Genomic DNA, 14,083 nt, shown 5'->3' with positions numbered 1-14,083 from the left:
ACCCGTCGTCGGGACGGCGCCGTCAGCTGCGGGCGCGCTGCTTGATGCGCGCGGTGAGCTCCTGGACCTGCTCGTAGGTCCGGCGGCGCTCCGCCATCTCCTTGCGGATCTTCTTGTCCGCGTGCATGACCGTGGTGTGGTCGCGGTTGCCGAACATCTGCCCGATCCGCGGCAGCGAGAGGTCGGTGAGCTCCCGGCAGAGGTACATCGCGATCTGCCGGGCGAGCGCGAGGGCCTTCGTCTTGCCCGGACCGGTGAGGTCGTCGATCGACACGGCGTAGAACTCCGCCGTCACCGCCATGATCGTGGGCGCGGTGATCTCCGACTGCCGTGAGTCGGGGATGAGGTCGCGCAGCACGATCTCGGCCAGCTGCAGGTCGATCGGCTGGCGGTTCAGCGAGGCGAACGCCGTGACGCGGATCAGCGCGCCCTCGAGCTCGCGGATGTTGCGCTCGATGCGGTCCGCGATGAACTCGAGGACCTCCGGCGGGGCGGCCATCCGCTCGCCGGCCGCCTTCTTGCGCAGGATCGCGATCCGCGTCTCGAGCTCGGGCGGCTGGATGTCGGTGATCAGGCCCCACTCGAACCGCGTGCGCAGCCGGTCCTCGAGGGTCTCCAGCCGCTTCGGCGGGCGGTCCGAGGAGACGACGATCTGCTTGTTGGCGTTGTGGAGGGTGTTGAAGGTGTGGAAGAACTCCTCCTGCGTCCCCTCCTTGCCCTCGAGGAACTGGATGTCGTCCACGAGCAGGACGTCGACGTCCCGGTAGCGCCGCTGGAAGGCGACCTTGCGGTCGTCGCGCAGCGAGTTGATGAAGTCGTTCGTGAACTCCTCGGTCGACACGTACCGCACGCGCATGCCGGAGAAGAGGCGCTGCGCGTAGTGCCCGACGGCGTGGAGCAGGTGCGTCTTGCCGAGGCCGGAGTCGCCCCACACGAACAGCGGGTTGTAGGCCCGGGCCGGCGCCTCGGCGACGGCGACCGCCGCGGCGTGCGCGAAGCGGTTCGAGGCCCCGATGACGAAGGTGTCGAAGAGGTACTTCTCGTTGAGCCGGGTCTGCGAGCGGGGGGCGCCGCGGGCGCCGTCGGACGGCACCTCCGGCTCCGGACGGCCCGGGGCGGCGGCCCGGCCGGGCGGGCTCCAGATCTCGTGGACGGCGGCGAGGCCGTCGCGGACCTCGTCGACCTCCTCCTCGGGGTGGGAGCGGTCGGGGTTGTTGGTCACCCGACCGACGCCCGCCGCCGCCGCGATCGCGTCGGCGCGGTGCGAGCGCTCCCCGGTGAGGTAGCCGGTGTCCGGACCGCCGTCGTCGTAGACGGGGCGCGCGTAGTCGTCGCCGGCGTAGGGCTCGACGGCCGCGGCCGAGAGCCGGGGCAGGGGCGAGGTCTCGGGACCGGCCCCGTGGTCGCCGCCGCCGGTGCGGGCGCTGTGGTCGACCCGGACGGCGAGCTGCACCGGCCGGCCGATGCGCCGGGAGAGGGCGTCGACGATCGGATCGCGCAGGACGCGCTCGATCGCCTCCTTGGCGAACTCGCTCGGGGCGGCGAGCAGCGCGGTGTCGTCGAGCAGGCCGAGCGGGCGGGTCACGCGGATCCACGCCCGCTGCTGCGCGGAGAGCGGCGGACGGTCGGCGGGGCCGCCCGACGGCGTGGTGAGTTCGGCGACGACGCGGGCCCAGGTCTCGTCGAGATCGGAGAGCTGGTCCGTCATCGGTGCCCCTCCCCTGATCTCCGTCCCCGGGCGCGCGCGTCCACAGGCTTGTCCACAACTGTGCACGACGACGGGTCGTCGGCCGCGCGGGCCCCCGCCCCCGGGGTCCGCACCGCAATCGCGCCGCACTCCGCGGCCCGCTCCTGCTGTCGGCCTCGTCCGCTGCGCCCACCGCGTCCGGGACCGGGGCCGATCGGTCGGCCGTCCCCCGTCCCCGGGGTGGGGTGCCGGACGCTAACAAGGGCGCCCGCCGGGCCACAACCTCCCGGCGGTCCGTGGGCACCGCCGACCCATGATCCCCCACGGGTCGGCCGTCCGCCGGACGCGGGGCCGGTTCCCGGGGTGGTGACGGCGCTGGGCTACTCTGGAGGGCGACCGGATCCGGGTCCGTCGGCCCAGGGACTAGCCCTGGGCGTCTCGGCGCGCCCCGGTGGACCCGCGCTCCCCCACGACCAGGGGTGAGCCGACGCAGGAGTTCTCAGTCGTGGCCAAGGGCAAGCGTACGTTCCAGCCGAACAACCGTCGTCGGTCGAAGACCCACGGCTTCCGGCTGCGCATGTCGACGCGCGCCGGTCGTGCCGTGCTGGCCAACCGCCGCCGCAAGGGCCGCGCCGCCCTGTCCGCCTGACCCGTCGCCGCGAGCCGGTCGAGGTCCGTGCGTGCTGCCCCCGGCTCACCGCGTCCGCCGGCCCGACGACTTCCGGCTCGTCCTGCGCCGCGGGCGCAAGGCGGGCCGCCGTCGATTGTCGGTGCACGCGCTGACCACCGACGGACGGACCGGCCCCGCGCGGGCTGGTTTCGTCGTGGGTCGGGCCGTCGGCAACTCGGTCACGCGGCACCGGGTCACCCGGCGGCTGCGGCACCTGGTGGCGGAGCGGCTGCCCGCGCTGCCGGCCGGGACGGCGCTGGTCGTGCGGGCGCACCCCCCGGCCGCCTCCTCCTCGTCGGCCGAGCTGGCCGAGGACCTCGACGCGGCCCTGCGCCGACTGCAGCTCCGGCCCCGGCTCTGCGTCGTCACCCCGTAGACCCCTCCGGCCCGCCGTTCCCGACGGCGGGTCCGCGATCGGCTCCGGACTCCTCGCCCCGGGCCCGCACCACGGGCACCATGGACCGTGGACACGCGGTGGAACCGAGGGGGGCGACGTGACCGGGACCGAGACCCGAGCGGCGACGGCGCCCCCGCGGCCCGGGCCGGCCGCCCGTGTCCTCATCGCCGTGCTCGGCTTCTACCAGCGGTGGATCTCCCCGATGTTCCTGCCGCACTGCCGCTTCCACCCGACCTGCAGCGCGTACGCCGTCGAGGCGTTGCGTGTGCACGGCCTGCTGCGTGGAACGGTTCTCACCGTCGTGCGACTGCTGAAGTGCGCGCCCTGGCACCCTGGTGGCCTGGACCCCGTGCCCCCGCACCGTCGTCGTCGCCCGGAGACCCCTGACTCCGGGTGCACCGCCCCCCGGGGAGCCGGAGCCCCCACCAGCGAGGAGCAAGCGAAGTGCTGAACTTCATCTACTACCCGGTGTCGGCCATCCTGTGGTTCTGGCACAAGGTGTTCGGCTTCGTGTTCGGCGCCGACAACGGCTTCGCCTGGGCGCTCTCGGTCATCTTCCTGGTCTTCACGCTGCGCGCGCTGCTGTTCAAGCCGTTCGTCAGCCAGGTCCGCTCGATGCGGAAGATGCAGGAGTTCCAGCCGCAGATCAAGAAGCTGCAGGAGAAGTACAAGAACGACCGCCAGAAGCTCGCGGAGGAGATGCAGAAGCTCCAGAAGGAGCACGGCGTCAACCCGCTCGGCGGGTGCCTCCCGGTCCTGGTCCAGGTCCCGGTCTTCATCGGCCTGTTCCACGTGCTCCGCGGCTTCCGGCTGGACTACGCCTACAACTACGTCTTCAGCTACGCCGACATCGTCTCGTTCGACAACGCGACGATCTTCGGCGCGAAGCTGTCCGACGCGATCAGCGGCAACCTCGCCGCGGTCGGCTCCTTCTCGCTCGGCGGCTCGTTCAACGCGCACGTCATCCCGGTGGCCCTGCCGCTGATGATCATCGCCAGCGTCGCGACCCACTTCACCGCCCGGGTCTCCGCGGCCCACCAGTCGCCGGCCGCGGCCGCGAACCCGCAGGCCGCGATCATGCAGAAGCTGACGATGTGGCTGTTCCCGCTCGGCGTGCTCGTCTTCGGTGTCTTCTTCCCGATCGCGATCCTGCTCTACTGGCTCTCCAACAACTCCTGGACGCTGGCGCAGCAGTACTTCGTCTACAGCCGGATCGCCAAGGAGGAGCAGGCGCAGCGCGAGGTCGCCGCCGCCCAGCGGGACCTCCTCGCCCCGAAGCCCGGCCAGAAGCCGACCCGCCCCGCGGCGAACGGCGCCGGGAACGGCCACGGTCAGGCCGCGCCGACGGACGAGTCGTCGGACGCGCCGTCCGAGGCCCCGACCGAGAGCGCCCCGAGCACGCCGCGTCCGGGTGCCCGTCCGGTCACCGGCAAGAGCAGCGGCCGGGCCGCGCCGGGAAAGGTGAACTCGCCGGCCGCGAAGAACGGCGGGGCGCCCAAGAACCGCGGTAACGCCCAGGTCGCGTCGTCGCGACCGGGCAAGAAGTCCAAGAAGCGTCGCTGACGCCCCGGGGACGCGGGACCGCGCCCCCGTCATCACCGACCATCGCCCGCTGGCCGTGCCTCGCCCCGAGAGGATCGGCGCCCGGGTCCGGAGGGGTCGCACCCCGCGACCCCGGCGAGAGGAGACAAGCCGTGTCGGAGACCCTCGAGTCGGACGGCAAGGCCGGCGGGACCGAGACCGCGGCCTCGACGGCGGAGGCCGGTGCGTCCACGCAGGACGTCCTCGTGCGCGAGGGGGACATCGCCGGCGACTACCTCGAGCGCTTGCTCGACATCCTCGACTTCGACGGGGACATCGACCTCGACGTCGAGGCCGGCCGGGCGATCGTCAGCATCGACGGGGGCAAGGACCTCGAGAAGCTGGTGGGGCAGCGGGGCGACGTGCTCGAGGCGCTGCAGGAGCTCACCCGGCTCGCCGTCCAGCAGTCGACGGGCACCCGCAACCGCCTCATGCTCGACATCGCGGGCTGGCGGTCCCACCGCCGCTCCGAGCTCACCGACCTCGGCCGCCGGACGGCCGAGGAGGTCCGGGACTCGGGCGAGAGCCAGAAGATGCGGCCCATGACGCCGTTCGAGCGCAAGATCGTGCACGACGCGGTCGCCGGGGTCGAGGGCGTCCACAGCGAGAGCGAGGGCGAGGAGCCGCGCCGTCGCGTGGTCGTCCTGCCCGGCCGGTCGTGACCTCCGCGCCCGGCGCCGTTCCACGTGGAACAGGGGGCCGGTCGTGACGCTCGGCGAGCACGACCGGCTGGAGGGCCCGTCGGCGCCCACCCCGGAGGCGGTCGAGCTCTTCGGTGAGGCGCTGCCCCGCGCGACGCGGTTCGCCGAACTCCTCGCCGGGCCGGGACGGGAGCAGGGTGTGATCGGGCCGCGCGAGCTGCCGCGGCTCTGGAACCGGCACCTCGTCAACTCGGCCTGGGTGGGTTCGGTCATCCCGGAGAACGCCACGGTCGTCGACATCGGGTCGGGGGCCGGCCTCCCCGGCATCCCCCTCGCCCTGGCCCGACCCGACCTCCGGATCACGCTGCTCGAGCCCATGGCGCGGCGCGTGTCGTGGCTGGAGGAGGTCGTCGCGGCGCTCGGGCTGGACGTCGTGGTCCGGCGGGGACGCGCCGAGGAGCGCGAGACCCGGCGGGCGGTCGGCGAGTCGGACGTCGCCACGGCGCGTGCCGTCGCCCCCCTGGGGCGGTTGGCGGCGTGGTCGCTCCCCCTCGTCCGGCCGGGTGGGACACTGGCCGCGCTCAAGGGAGCCAGCGCCCAGGACGAGGTGCGTCGGGACGCCGTGGAGCTCCGGGCGGCGGGTGGTGGTGACGTCGAGGTCGTCACCACCGGCGCGGGAGACGCACTGACGCACATCGTGGTGGTACATCGGACGGAACGGCGGACGGCAGCCGGTTCGGGTCCCGGTGGTGGGCGCCGTGGTCGTGGCAGGAAGGATCGATCCTCGTGACCGAAGGACAGGCCGTTCCACGTGAAACACGCCCGCGGGCCGACCGTGGGAGTGCCGAGAAGGTCCGCGAGGCCGTGAGCGAGGCCGTCTCGACGGTCGGCGCCGGCGTACTCGGTGCGGGCGAGGTCATCTACGGCGACGGCGGCGGCATGACGCCCATCGCCGAGGAGGCCGCCCGCGCGGCCCGCGTGCTGCACCCCGAGGACCACCGGATGCCGCGGCCGAGCCGCCGCCGGGTCATCACCGTCGCGAACCAGAAGGGCGGCGTCGGCAAGACGACGAGCACCGTCAACCTGGCCGCGGCCCTCGCGCTACACGGCGCCCGGGTGCTCGTCGTGGACCTCGACCCGCAGGGCAACGCGAGCACGGCGCTCGGCGTGGACCACCGCAGCGGGACGCCGTCGATCTACGAGGTCCTCATCGGCGAGCTCACCCTCGACCAGGCCGCCCAGGTGTGCGACCGGTCCTCGGACCTCCTCTGCGTGCCCGCGACGATCGACCTCGCCGGCGCGGAGATCGAGCTCGTCTCGATGATGAACCGGGAGTCCCGCCTCAAGCAGGCGCTCTCCGACGATGTGCTCGACCGTCTCGACGTCGACTACGTGCTCGTCGACTGCCCGCCCTCCCTGGGCCTGCTCACGCTGAACGCGATGGTCGCGGCGCCCGAGGTGCTGATCCCGATCCAGTGCGAGTACTACGCCCTCGAGGGTCTGAGTCAGCTGCTCAACAACATCGGGCTGGTGCAGTCGCACCTCAATCCCCGCCTGCACGTCTCCACCATCCTGCTGACGATGTACGACGGCCGCACCAAGCTCGCGGACCAGGTGACCCACGAGGTCCGGAACCACTTCGGCGACCTCGTGCTCCGCACCGTCATCCCCCGCAGCGTGAAGGTCAGCGAGGCGCCGGGCTTCGGGCAGACGGTCCTGACCTACGACCCGGGCTCGCGGGGCGCCATGAGCTACCTCGACGCCGCCCGTGAGTTCGCCATGCGCGCGGCGGTCGCCGAGCGTCGGGCCGGAGCGAACGCAGGGGAGTCGGCGTGACCGAGCGACGCGGAGGCCTCGGCCGCGGCCTCGCGGCCCTCATCCCCACGGGACCGCCCGAGGGCGCCCCCGAGGCACGACCCGGCGTCGGGAGCCGCGCGGCGGACGTGGTCATCGGGCAGCGCAGCCGTCCCGAGGCCCCGACGGGGGCGCCGGAGCCGCCGGCCGCGCCGAGCGGGGACGGCGGCACCGTGGCGGGGGCGGTCTACCGCGAGGTCCGCGTCGACGGCATCCGCGCGAACCCCCGCCAGCCGCGGTCGGTGTTCGACGAGGAGGCGCTCGCCGAGCTCGAGCACTCGGTGCGGGAGTTCGGCCTCCTGCAGCCGATCGTCGTGCGCGAGCTGGAGAGTCCGGTCCCGGGCGACGCCGGGGTGGAGGTCACGCACGAGCTCGTCATGGGCGAGCGGCGCTGGCGGGCCGCCGGACGGGCCGGCCTGACGCACATCCCGGCGATCGTGCGTCGGACGTCGGACGACGACCTGCTGCGCGACGCCCTGCTCGAGAACATCCACCGGGTCCAGCTGAACCCGCTCGAGGAGGCGGCCGCCTACCAGCAGCTGCTGACCGAGTTCGCCGTGACGCACGAGCAGCTCGCCGACCGCATCGGCCGGAGCCGCCCGGCGATCACCAACACGATCCGGCTCCTGCGGCTCCCGGTGGCCGTCCAGCGTCGGGTCGCCGCCGGGGTGCTCTCCGCCGGCCACGCGCGCGCCCTGCTCGGGATGGAGGATCCGGCCGCGCAGGAGGAGCTCGCGGCCCGGATCGTCGCCGAGGGCCTGTCGGTGCGGGCGGCCGAGGAGGCGGTCACGCTGGCGCGCGGCGAGCGGGAGCCGACGGCGAAGCGGCGCTCCCCCGCCCGCAAGCTGCACGCGCCGGGGCTCCAGGACCTCGCCGAGCGACTGTCGGACGCCTACGACACCCGCGTGAAGGTCGAGCTGGGCCAGCGCAAGGGCCGGATCGTCGTGGAGTTCGGTTCGGTGGACGATCTGGAGCGCATTGCGGCGCTGATGAACCAGAAGGGCCTCCCGGGCCCCTCACCCTCGGAGTGATCTTCCGGGGCCGCAGCGGCGATCTCAGGGCGCCCAGAGATCGCCCCTGCGCTCGACGGTCAGACGGAGCGGTCCGGTGATCGTCGGACCGCCCGGTCCACGAGGAGCCCGAACACCTCGCCGAGGTCCCGTCCGGCCGCCTCGATCGCGCGCGGCAGGAGCGACGTCTCCGTGAGGCCCGGCGACACGTTCACCTCGAGGACCTGGACCCGGCCGTCCCGGTCGACGATCGCGTCGGTGCGTGAGAGGTCCCGCAGACCCAGGGCGCGGTGCGCGGCCACGGCGGTCTCCGCGACGCGGGTCGCCACCGCCTCGTCGAGCCGCGCCGGGCAGTGGAAGCGGGTGAGCCCCGCCGTGTACCGCGCGGTGTAGTCGTAGACGCCGCTCTGCGGCTCCACCTCGACCGCGGGCAGCGCGACCGGGCCGTCGCCGGTGTCGACGACCGACACCGCGAGCTCGACCCCGTCGACGAACCGTTCGACGAGGACCGTCTCGGAGTAGGCGAGGGCGCCGACCATCGCGGACGGCAGGTCGGCGGCGTCGCGCACCACCTGGGCGCCGAGCGCCGAGCCGCCCTGGTCGGGCTTCAGCATCAGCGGCAGCCCCAGCCGGGCCACGAGCGCGTCCAGGACGGCGCCGGCGCCGAGCTCGCGGAACGTGGCGTGCGGCAGCGCGACCCACTCCGGCGTGTCGATGCCCGCCCGGGCCAGCTCCGCCTTCGCGCTCGGCTTGTCGTGGGCGCGCCGACAGGACCGGGCGTCGGTGCCGACGAACGGCACGCCGAGCAGCTCCAGGACGCTCTGCACCGCCCCGTTCTCGCCCTCCCCGCCGTGCAGGGCGACGACGACGGCGTCCGGCCGCGTCTCGCGCAGACGGCCGAGCAGTGCGGCGTCGGTGTCCCACTCGTCGACGGTGGCCCCGGCGTCCCGGAGCTCGGCGGCGAGGCGGCGGCCGGAGCGCAACGACACGTCACGCTCGTGGGAGAGGCCGCCGGCGAGCACGGCCACGGTGCGGTCGATCACGACCCCGGACCCTAGTCCGGGGCCGTGACCCGCCGTCGGGACGGGAGTCAGGCGGTGTCGACCGAGGGGGCCTGCGGCCCCGGCGTCCCCGACGTCCCCGGCGCGGGGCGTGCGCCGGACCCCGAGAGCCCGAAGGTGCGCAGCACCTCCAGCTCGCCGTCCAGGACGCCCGCGAGACGGCGGACGCCCTCGACGATGCGCTCGGGCGGCGGGTAGCAGAACGACAGCCGCATGTGCCGCGCGCCGGACCCGTCCGCGTGGAACCCGGTCCCCGACGCGTACGCGACGCGGGCGGACACGGCCCGGGGCAGCATCGCCCGCGTGTCCACCCCCTCGGGCACGGTCGCCCACACGAAGAAGCCGCCACGCGGTCGGGTCCAGTGGCAGCCGTCCGGCAGGTGCGTCTCCAGGGCGCCCAGCATCGCCTCGCAGCGCTCGCGGTACATCTCGCGGAACGACTTCACCAGGCTCCGCCAGTCGTGCGTGGCGAGGTAGCGGGAGACGACGAGCTGGGTGAACGCCGGAGGGCACAGGGTGGCCGACTCGGCGGCCAGGACGAGCTTGTCCCGGATGCCGTGCGGCGCGAGCGCCCAGCCGACCCGCAACCCCGACGCGAAGATCTTGGAGAACGAGCCGAGGTAGACGACGTTCTCGGGGTCGAGCGAGCGCAGCGAGGGGTAGGTCTGCCCGTCGAAGCCGAGCAGGCCGTACGGGTTGTCCTCGACGATCAGCACCCCGTACCGGCGGCACAGCTCGACGACCTCGCCGCGCCGGTCCGCGGCGAGCGAGACGCCGACCGGGTTGTGGAAGTTCGGCACGGTGTAGAGGAACTTGGCGCGCCGTCCCTCCCGCACCAGCCGCTGGAGTGCCTCCTCCAGCGCGGCCGGCACGAGCCCGTCGTCGTCCATCGCGACGTGGCGCACCTCGGCCTGGTAGGCCGCGAAGGAACCGAGTGCGCCGACGTAGGACGGGGACTCGGCGAGCACGACGTCGCCGGGGTCGACGAACAGGCGCGTCAGCATGTCCAGCGCCGACTGCGAGCCCACGGTGACCACGACGTCGTCGGGCGCGAAGCCGCCGGTCGCCGACAGCGAGCCCGCCTCGAAGGCCATGACGTCGCCGATCTGCTCGCGCAGCACCGGCACGCCCTGGGCCGAGCCGTACTGCAGCGCGCCCTGGCCCTCCGCCGCGATGAGGTGGCCGACCTCGGTGGCCAGCGAGTCGAGCGGGAGGGCGGCGAGGTTGGGCATGCCGCCCGCGAGCGAGACGACCTCGGGCCGGCTGGCCACCGCGAACAACGCCCGGATCTCCGAGGCCGTCATGCCGGCCGTGCGGGCCGCGTAGCGCTCGGAGTGGGGGTCGCCGGTGGAGCCCGCCGCCGCTGCGCCCGCCGCCGCCGCGCCGGCCCCGGAACGGGCGTCGGGTCGGGGGACGGGGGGCGTCGGCGTCATCAGCGACTCTCCGTGATCATCTTCACGACAGGATCAGCGCGACTGTACGCGTCGTCCCGCCGCCTCCGGAGCGAGCGTCGTCACCCCCCGGGTCGACCATCCGCCGCTCCCCCTGCCCCGGTGCCCGATCACCCGACCCGGCCGCCCGTATTGTCGAGTGCGGCGCGGGAGAGTACGCATGCCATCGCCGGACCGCGGGGAGTGCAGACGGGAGTGTCGGTGTCGCGAGAGTGCGTCGGGATCACCCTCGACAACATCGAGGAGCTGCCCAAGGGCTGCCGTCGGTGCGTGTACTGGGAACTCCCCCCGCACCTGGGCAGCCAGGCCGAGGAGTTCGGCACCCTCGAGCTGGAGAAGGAGGCCTGGGTCTCCGGGGTCCTGCTCGAGTGGGGCTCGTGCGGGCGCATCGCCCACGTCGACGGCGTCCCCGCCGGGTACGCCTTCTACGCCCCGCCGGCCGCCGTCCCGCGGGCCGCGGCCTTCCCCACCGCCCCGGTGGGCGCCGACGCCGTCCTGCTGTGCGGGCTGCACGTGGTGCCGGACTTCGCCGAGGTCGGGATCGGGCGCCTGCTGGTGCAGGACGTCGTCCGGGACCTCTCGCGGCGCGGGGTGAAGGCCCTGGAGGCGTTCGGCGACGCCGCCGGCCGGCCCCGCGGGGAGGCGCACGGGCGTACGGCGGAGGACTCGCCGACCTGCGTGCTGCCGGCCGCGTTCCTGCGGGCCGTCGGCTTCAAGACCGTCGCGCCGCACCACCGCTGGCCGCGACTGCGCCTCGAGCTGCGCACCGGGTTCTCCTGGAAGGAGGACGTCGAGGCGGCGATCGCCCAGCTCCTCGGCTCCGTCACGGTGACGACGGCGCCCGCGGCTCCCGTGGGTGCCCCGGCACCACGCTAGGTGCCTGCGGCTCGTGAGCACTTCCGGCGGCTACAGCCGCGGGCAGTGCTCACGAGCGCGGAGCGCACGACTAGGCGCCGATCGGGCTGCCTTCCTCGCGCTGGAGGATGTCGGAGAACGTGAACGTGCCGGTCGGCTTGTCGTTCTGCCCGAGCAGGTAGAGCCGCTTCACGGCGACGAGGATCCCCTCGGCGACGACGTCGCGGAACGCCGGGTCGAGCAGGGCCGCCCGGTCCGCGGCGTTGGTGAGGTACCCGATCTCCACCCGCACGGCGGGCATCCGGGTCAGCCGCAGCAGCTCCCAGGGCCGCGGGTGCACGCCGCAGTCGGTCATCCGGGTGCGGGCGAGCAGCTCCCGGTGGATGTAGCCCGCGAGGGCCTCGCCCACCGTGGAGGTCGCGCCGGTGCCGGTGCCGAAGTGGAAGGCGGCCAGCCCGTTCGCGGCCGGGCTCGGGTTCGCGTCCACGTGCAGCGAGAGCACCACGTCGGCGCCGGCCGAGTTGGCGAAGGCCGCCCGCTCGGCGTCGCTCGGGCAGTCCTGCGGGCCGTGCGAGAGCAGGGCCTCCATGCCGGCCGCGGACATGCGGCCCTCGAGCCGTCGGGCGATGTCGGAGACCAGGCCGGCCTCGGTGACGTCGCCGATCGCGCCGCCGGGGTGCGCACCGCCGTGACCCGGATCGATCACGATGCGCTTGCCGGAGAGGCGCGGCCCGGCCCGGTGCAGCCGCTCCTGCTCGCGCAGCAGGCCCGGACGGCCGCCGGTGACCTTGCGCCCCAGGTAGCCGAGGTGGCGCAGCGTGCGGGGCCCGCAGATGCCGTCGGGGGCCATCCCGTAGTCGCGCTGGAAGCTGCGCAGGGCCTGCTCGGTCTGGCGCCCGAACGCGCCGTCCGCGCGCCCCGAGTCGTACCCCAGCTCGAGCAGGCGCTCCTGGAGGGCGAACACGTCGTCGCCGGTCATCATGTTGGTCATCTGCAGGCAGAGCATGCGGTCGCCCAGGGACCAGCGGGCGTCGCGCAGCGCACGGTAGGTCGCGGGGCCCACGACACCGTCCGTGATCAGCCCGCGGTTCTGCTGGAACGCGCGGACCGCGTCCTCGAGCGCCGAGTCGAACAGCGCCGTGTCGAACACGGAGTGCGCCGCGTCGGCGGGCTCGAGCAGGCCCAGACCCTCGAGCGCTGCGCGGACCTCGGCGACCGCCGGACCGGTGTCGCCGCGGCTGAGCAGCTGCATTCGGTTGCTCCCGTCCTGTCCGGTCACTGCGGCGGTGAGGCCGATCCCGCGCAGGCGGCAACGGTGTCGCACCGCCGACGTGGACTGCGTCGGTTTCACCCGAGCCTCATTGTGCCCTGCCGCCCCGCACACACCCGGCATCGGGCCCGCGCCGGAGGGTCACGGTTCGGGTTCGGGCGACCCCGGACACGACGACGCCGGGCCCGGACGAGGTCCGGACCCGGCGTCGGGAAACGTGCGGCAGGTCAGCCGAGCACGTCGGAGAGGTCGTTGAGCAGCGCGGCCTTCGGCTTGGCGCCCACGATCTGCTTCACCGGCTTGCCGCCCTGGAAGACGATCATGGTCGGGATCGACATGACCTGGTAGTCCCGCGCGGTCGCCTGGTTCTGGTCGATGTCCAGCTTGGCGACGGTGATCTTGTCACCGTGCTCCTGGGCGATCTCCTCGAGCACCGGGGCGACCATCTTGCACGGCCCGCACCAGGTCGCCCAGAAGTCGACGACGACCGGCTTGTCGCTGTTCAGCACCTCGTCCGAGAACGTGGAGTCGGTGACGTTGATCGGGCTGCCCATGAGGGCTCCTTCCGGAGGTACGGATCGGGACGGGTTCAGTGCGCCGGGACGGCGTCGAGCTCGGGGGTGAGCTCGGTGCCGGCGCCGGGCTTGGGCGAGGTGTCCGGGACGGCGGTCGCCGGGTTCTCGGCGAGCCAGCGCTCGGCGTCGATGGAGGCCGTGCAGCCGCTGCCGGCCGCGGTGATGGCCTGCTGGTAGGTCTTGTCGGTGAGGTCGCCGCAGGCGAACACGCCGGGGAGGTTCGTGTAGGTGCTGGGGTGCGCCACGTGGACGTAGCCCTCGTCGTCGAGGTCGACCTGGCCGGCGACCAGCTCCGAGCGCGGGTCGTGCCCGATGGCCACGAACATCCCGGTCGCCTCCAGGGTGTCCTCCTCGCCGGTGACGACGTCGCGCACCCGGACCCCCGTCACGGAGTTCTCGCCGAGCACCTCGGTGACCACGGCGTTCGTCCGGAAGCGAATCTTCTCGTTGGTGCGCGCCCGCTCCAGCATGATCCCGGAGGCCCGGAACTCCTCGCGGCGGTGCACGATCGTGACCGATCGGGCGAACCGGGTGAGGAAGGTGGCCTCCTCCATGGCGGAGTCGCCGCCGCCGACGACCACGATGTCGTGGTCGCGGAAGAAGAACCCGTCACACGTGGCACAGGCCGACACGCCGTGGCCCAGCAGTCGCTCCTCGCCGGGCACGCCGACGTAGCGCGGCGCGGAGCCCATGGCGAGGATCACGGCGCGGGCGGAGTGCCGCTCCTTGCCGACGGTGACCGTCTTGACCTCGCCGGACAGGTCGATGCCGTCGACGTCCGCGGGGCGCAGGTCCGCGCCGAAGCGCTCGGCCTGGCGGCGCATCTGGTCCATCAGCTCCGGGCCCATGATTCCTTCGACGAACCCGGGGTAGTTCTCGACCTCGGTCGTGGTCATGAGGGCACCACCGAACTGGCTGCCCTCGAAGACCACGACGTCGAGCTGCGCCCGGGCCGCATAGGTCGCCGCGGTGTACCCCGCCGGTCCGGAACCCACGATGATGACGTCGTGGATGGTCTGCTCACTCACGTC

The 14,083-nt window shown here is 73.6% G+C and carries 15 protein-coding genes; 9 read left to right on the top strand and 6 right to left on the bottom strand.

The annotated features are described in order from the left end of the window. Window positions 1–22: 22 nt before the first annotated feature. Complete coding sequence (dnaA, locus tag LN037_RS04750) at window positions 23–1,708, bottom strand: chromosomal replication initiator protein DnaA (protein ID WP_230750296.1); 1,686 nt, start codon at window positions 1,706–1,708, stop codon at window positions 23–25. A gap of 484 nt (window positions 1,709–2,192) precedes the next feature. On the opposite strand from dnaA, the gene rpmH reads away from it, so the two are divergent. The 8 genes from rpmH to LN037_RS04710 all read left to right on the top strand — a co-directional run bounded on the left by rpmH (window position 2,193) and on the right by LN037_RS04710 (window position 7,861). Further along, window positions 2,193–2,336 carry a 50S ribosomal protein L34 gene (gene rpmH, locus LN037_RS04745; RefSeq protein ID WP_230750295.1) on the top strand — a complete coding sequence of 48 codons (144 nt, stop codon included), beginning with the start codon at window positions 2,193–2,195 and terminating at the stop codon, window positions 2,334–2,336. Between the two features lie 31 nt (window positions 2,337–2,367). After that, window positions 2,368–2,733, top strand: coding sequence for a ribonuclease P protein component (gene rnpA, locus LN037_RS04740; RefSeq protein WP_230750293.1), 366 nt, complete (start codon window positions 2,368–2,370; stop codon window positions 2,731–2,733). Window positions 2,734–2,851: 118 nt separating this feature from the next. After that, on the top strand, window positions 2,852–3,205 hold the full coding sequence (gene yidD / locus LN037_RS04735; protein WP_230750291.1) for a membrane protein insertion efficiency factor YidD: 354 nt from the start codon (window positions 2,852–2,854) through the stop codon (window positions 3,203–3,205). After that, a complete protein-coding gene (gene yidC / locus LN037_RS04730) occupies window positions 3,199–4,317 on the top strand; it encodes a membrane protein insertase YidC (protein WP_230750289.1) in 1,119 nt (372 codons plus the stop codon). Before yidD ends, yidC begins: the two co-directional genes overlap by 7 nt. A gap of 131 nt (window positions 4,318–4,448) precedes the next feature. Beyond that, window positions 4,449–4,997, top strand: coding sequence for a Jag family protein (locus LN037_RS04725; RefSeq protein ID WP_230750287.1), 549 nt, complete (start codon window positions 4,449–4,451; stop codon window positions 4,995–4,997). Between the two features lie 43 nt (window positions 4,998–5,040). Beyond that, window positions 5,041–5,766, top strand: a complete 726-nt coding sequence (gene rsmG, locus LN037_RS04720; protein WP_230750285.1) for a 16S rRNA (guanine(527)-N(7))-methyltransferase RsmG — start codon at window positions 5,041–5,043, stop codon at window positions 5,764–5,766. A gap of 149 nt (window positions 5,767–5,915) precedes the next feature. Continuing rightward, entirely contained in the window at window positions 5,916–6,812 is an 897-nt protein-coding gene (locus LN037_RS04715) for a ParA family protein (protein WP_230750410.1), read from the top strand. Beyond that, window positions 6,809–7,861, top strand: a complete 1,053-nt coding sequence (locus LN037_RS04710) for a ParB/RepB/Spo0J family partition protein (protein WP_230750284.1) — start codon at window positions 6,809–6,811, stop codon at window positions 7,859–7,861. The genes LN037_RS04715 and LN037_RS04710 overlap by 4 nt, the downstream gene beginning before the upstream one ends. A gap of 59 nt (window positions 7,862–7,920) precedes the next feature. Here the strand turns inward: LN037_RS04710 and LN037_RS04705 are convergent, their stop codons facing one another. Both LN037_RS04705 and LN037_RS04700 read right to left on the bottom strand, forming a co-directional pair. Next, the gene (locus tag LN037_RS04705) at window positions 7,921–8,883 is read right to left on the bottom strand and encodes a D-alanine--D-alanine ligase family protein (protein WP_230750282.1); all 963 of its coding nucleotides are present in this window, start codon (window positions 8,881–8,883) and stop codon (window positions 7,921–7,923) included. Between the two features lie 47 nt (window positions 8,884–8,930). Further along, the gene (locus LN037_RS04700) at window positions 8,931–10,334 is read right to left on the bottom strand and encodes an aminotransferase-like domain-containing protein (protein WP_230750280.1); all 1,404 of its coding nucleotides are present in this window, start codon (window positions 10,332–10,334) and stop codon (window positions 8,931–8,933) included. A 219-nt stretch (window positions 10,335–10,553) separates the two neighbouring features. Here LN037_RS04700 and LN037_RS04695 point away from each other — a divergent pair, with 219 nt between their 5' ends. After that, window positions 10,554–11,228 (top strand): GNAT family N-acetyltransferase, encoded by a 675-nt coding sequence (locus LN037_RS04695; protein WP_230750279.1) that lies wholly within the window; start codon window positions 10,554–10,556, stop codon window positions 11,226–11,228. 70 nt (window positions 11,229–11,298) lie between these two features. On the opposite strand, the gene LN037_RS04690 is transcribed toward LN037_RS04695, so the two are convergent. The 3 genes from LN037_RS04690 to trxB all read right to left on the bottom strand — a co-directional run bounded on the left by LN037_RS04690 (window position 11,299) and on the right by trxB (window position 14,080). After that, window positions 11,299–12,459: an N-acetylmuramoyl-L-alanine amidase gene (locus LN037_RS04690; RefSeq protein WP_230750277.1), complete on the bottom strand. Its 1,161-nt coding sequence runs from the start codon at window positions 12,457–12,459 to the stop codon at window positions 11,299–11,301. Window positions 12,460–12,704: 245 nt separating this feature from the next. Beyond that, window positions 12,705–13,031, bottom strand: coding sequence for a thioredoxin (gene trxA / locus LN037_RS04685; protein ID WP_230750275.1), 327 nt, complete (start codon window positions 13,029–13,031; stop codon window positions 12,705–12,707). A gap of 35 nt (window positions 13,032–13,066) precedes the next feature. Continuing rightward, window positions 13,067–14,080 carry a thioredoxin-disulfide reductase gene (gene trxB / locus LN037_RS04680; RefSeq protein ID WP_230750273.1) on the bottom strand — a complete coding sequence of 338 codons (1,014 nt, stop codon included), beginning with the start codon at window positions 14,078–14,080 and terminating at the stop codon, window positions 13,067–13,069. Window positions 14,081–14,083 lie beyond the last annotated feature (3 nt).

The sequence above is a fragment of the Actinomycetospora soli genome (assembly GCF_021026295.1).
GTDB classification, from domain to species: Bacteria; Actinomycetota; Actinomycetes; order Mycobacteriales; family Pseudonocardiaceae; genus Actinomycetospora; species Actinomycetospora soli.
Note: the sequence above shows the minus strand (reverse complement) of the source record. Positions and strands in the feature narration are given on the sequence as shown.

Excerpts from the sequence above, each read along its gene's own strand:
- dnaA (WP_230750296.1), bottom strand. The coding sequence starts at position 1,708 with ATGACGGACCAGCTCTCCGATCTCGACGAGACCTGGGCCCGCGTCGTC.
- LN037_RS04690 (WP_230750277.1), bottom strand. The coding sequence starts at position 12,459 with ATGCAGCTGCTCAGCCGCGGCGACACCGGTCCGGCGGTCGCCGAGGTC.
- trxA (WP_230750275.1), bottom strand. The coding sequence starts at position 13,031 with ATGGGCAGCCCGATCAACGTCACCGACTCCACGTTCTCGGACGAGGTG.
- LN037_RS04700 (WP_230750280.1), bottom strand. The coding sequence starts at position 10,334 with ATGACGCCGACGCCCCCCGTCCCCCGACCCGACGCCCGTTCCGGGGCC.
- LN037_RS04715 (WP_230750410.1), top strand. The coding sequence starts at position 5,916 with ATGACGCCCATCGCCGAGGAGGCCGCCCGCGCGGCCCGCGTGCTGCAC.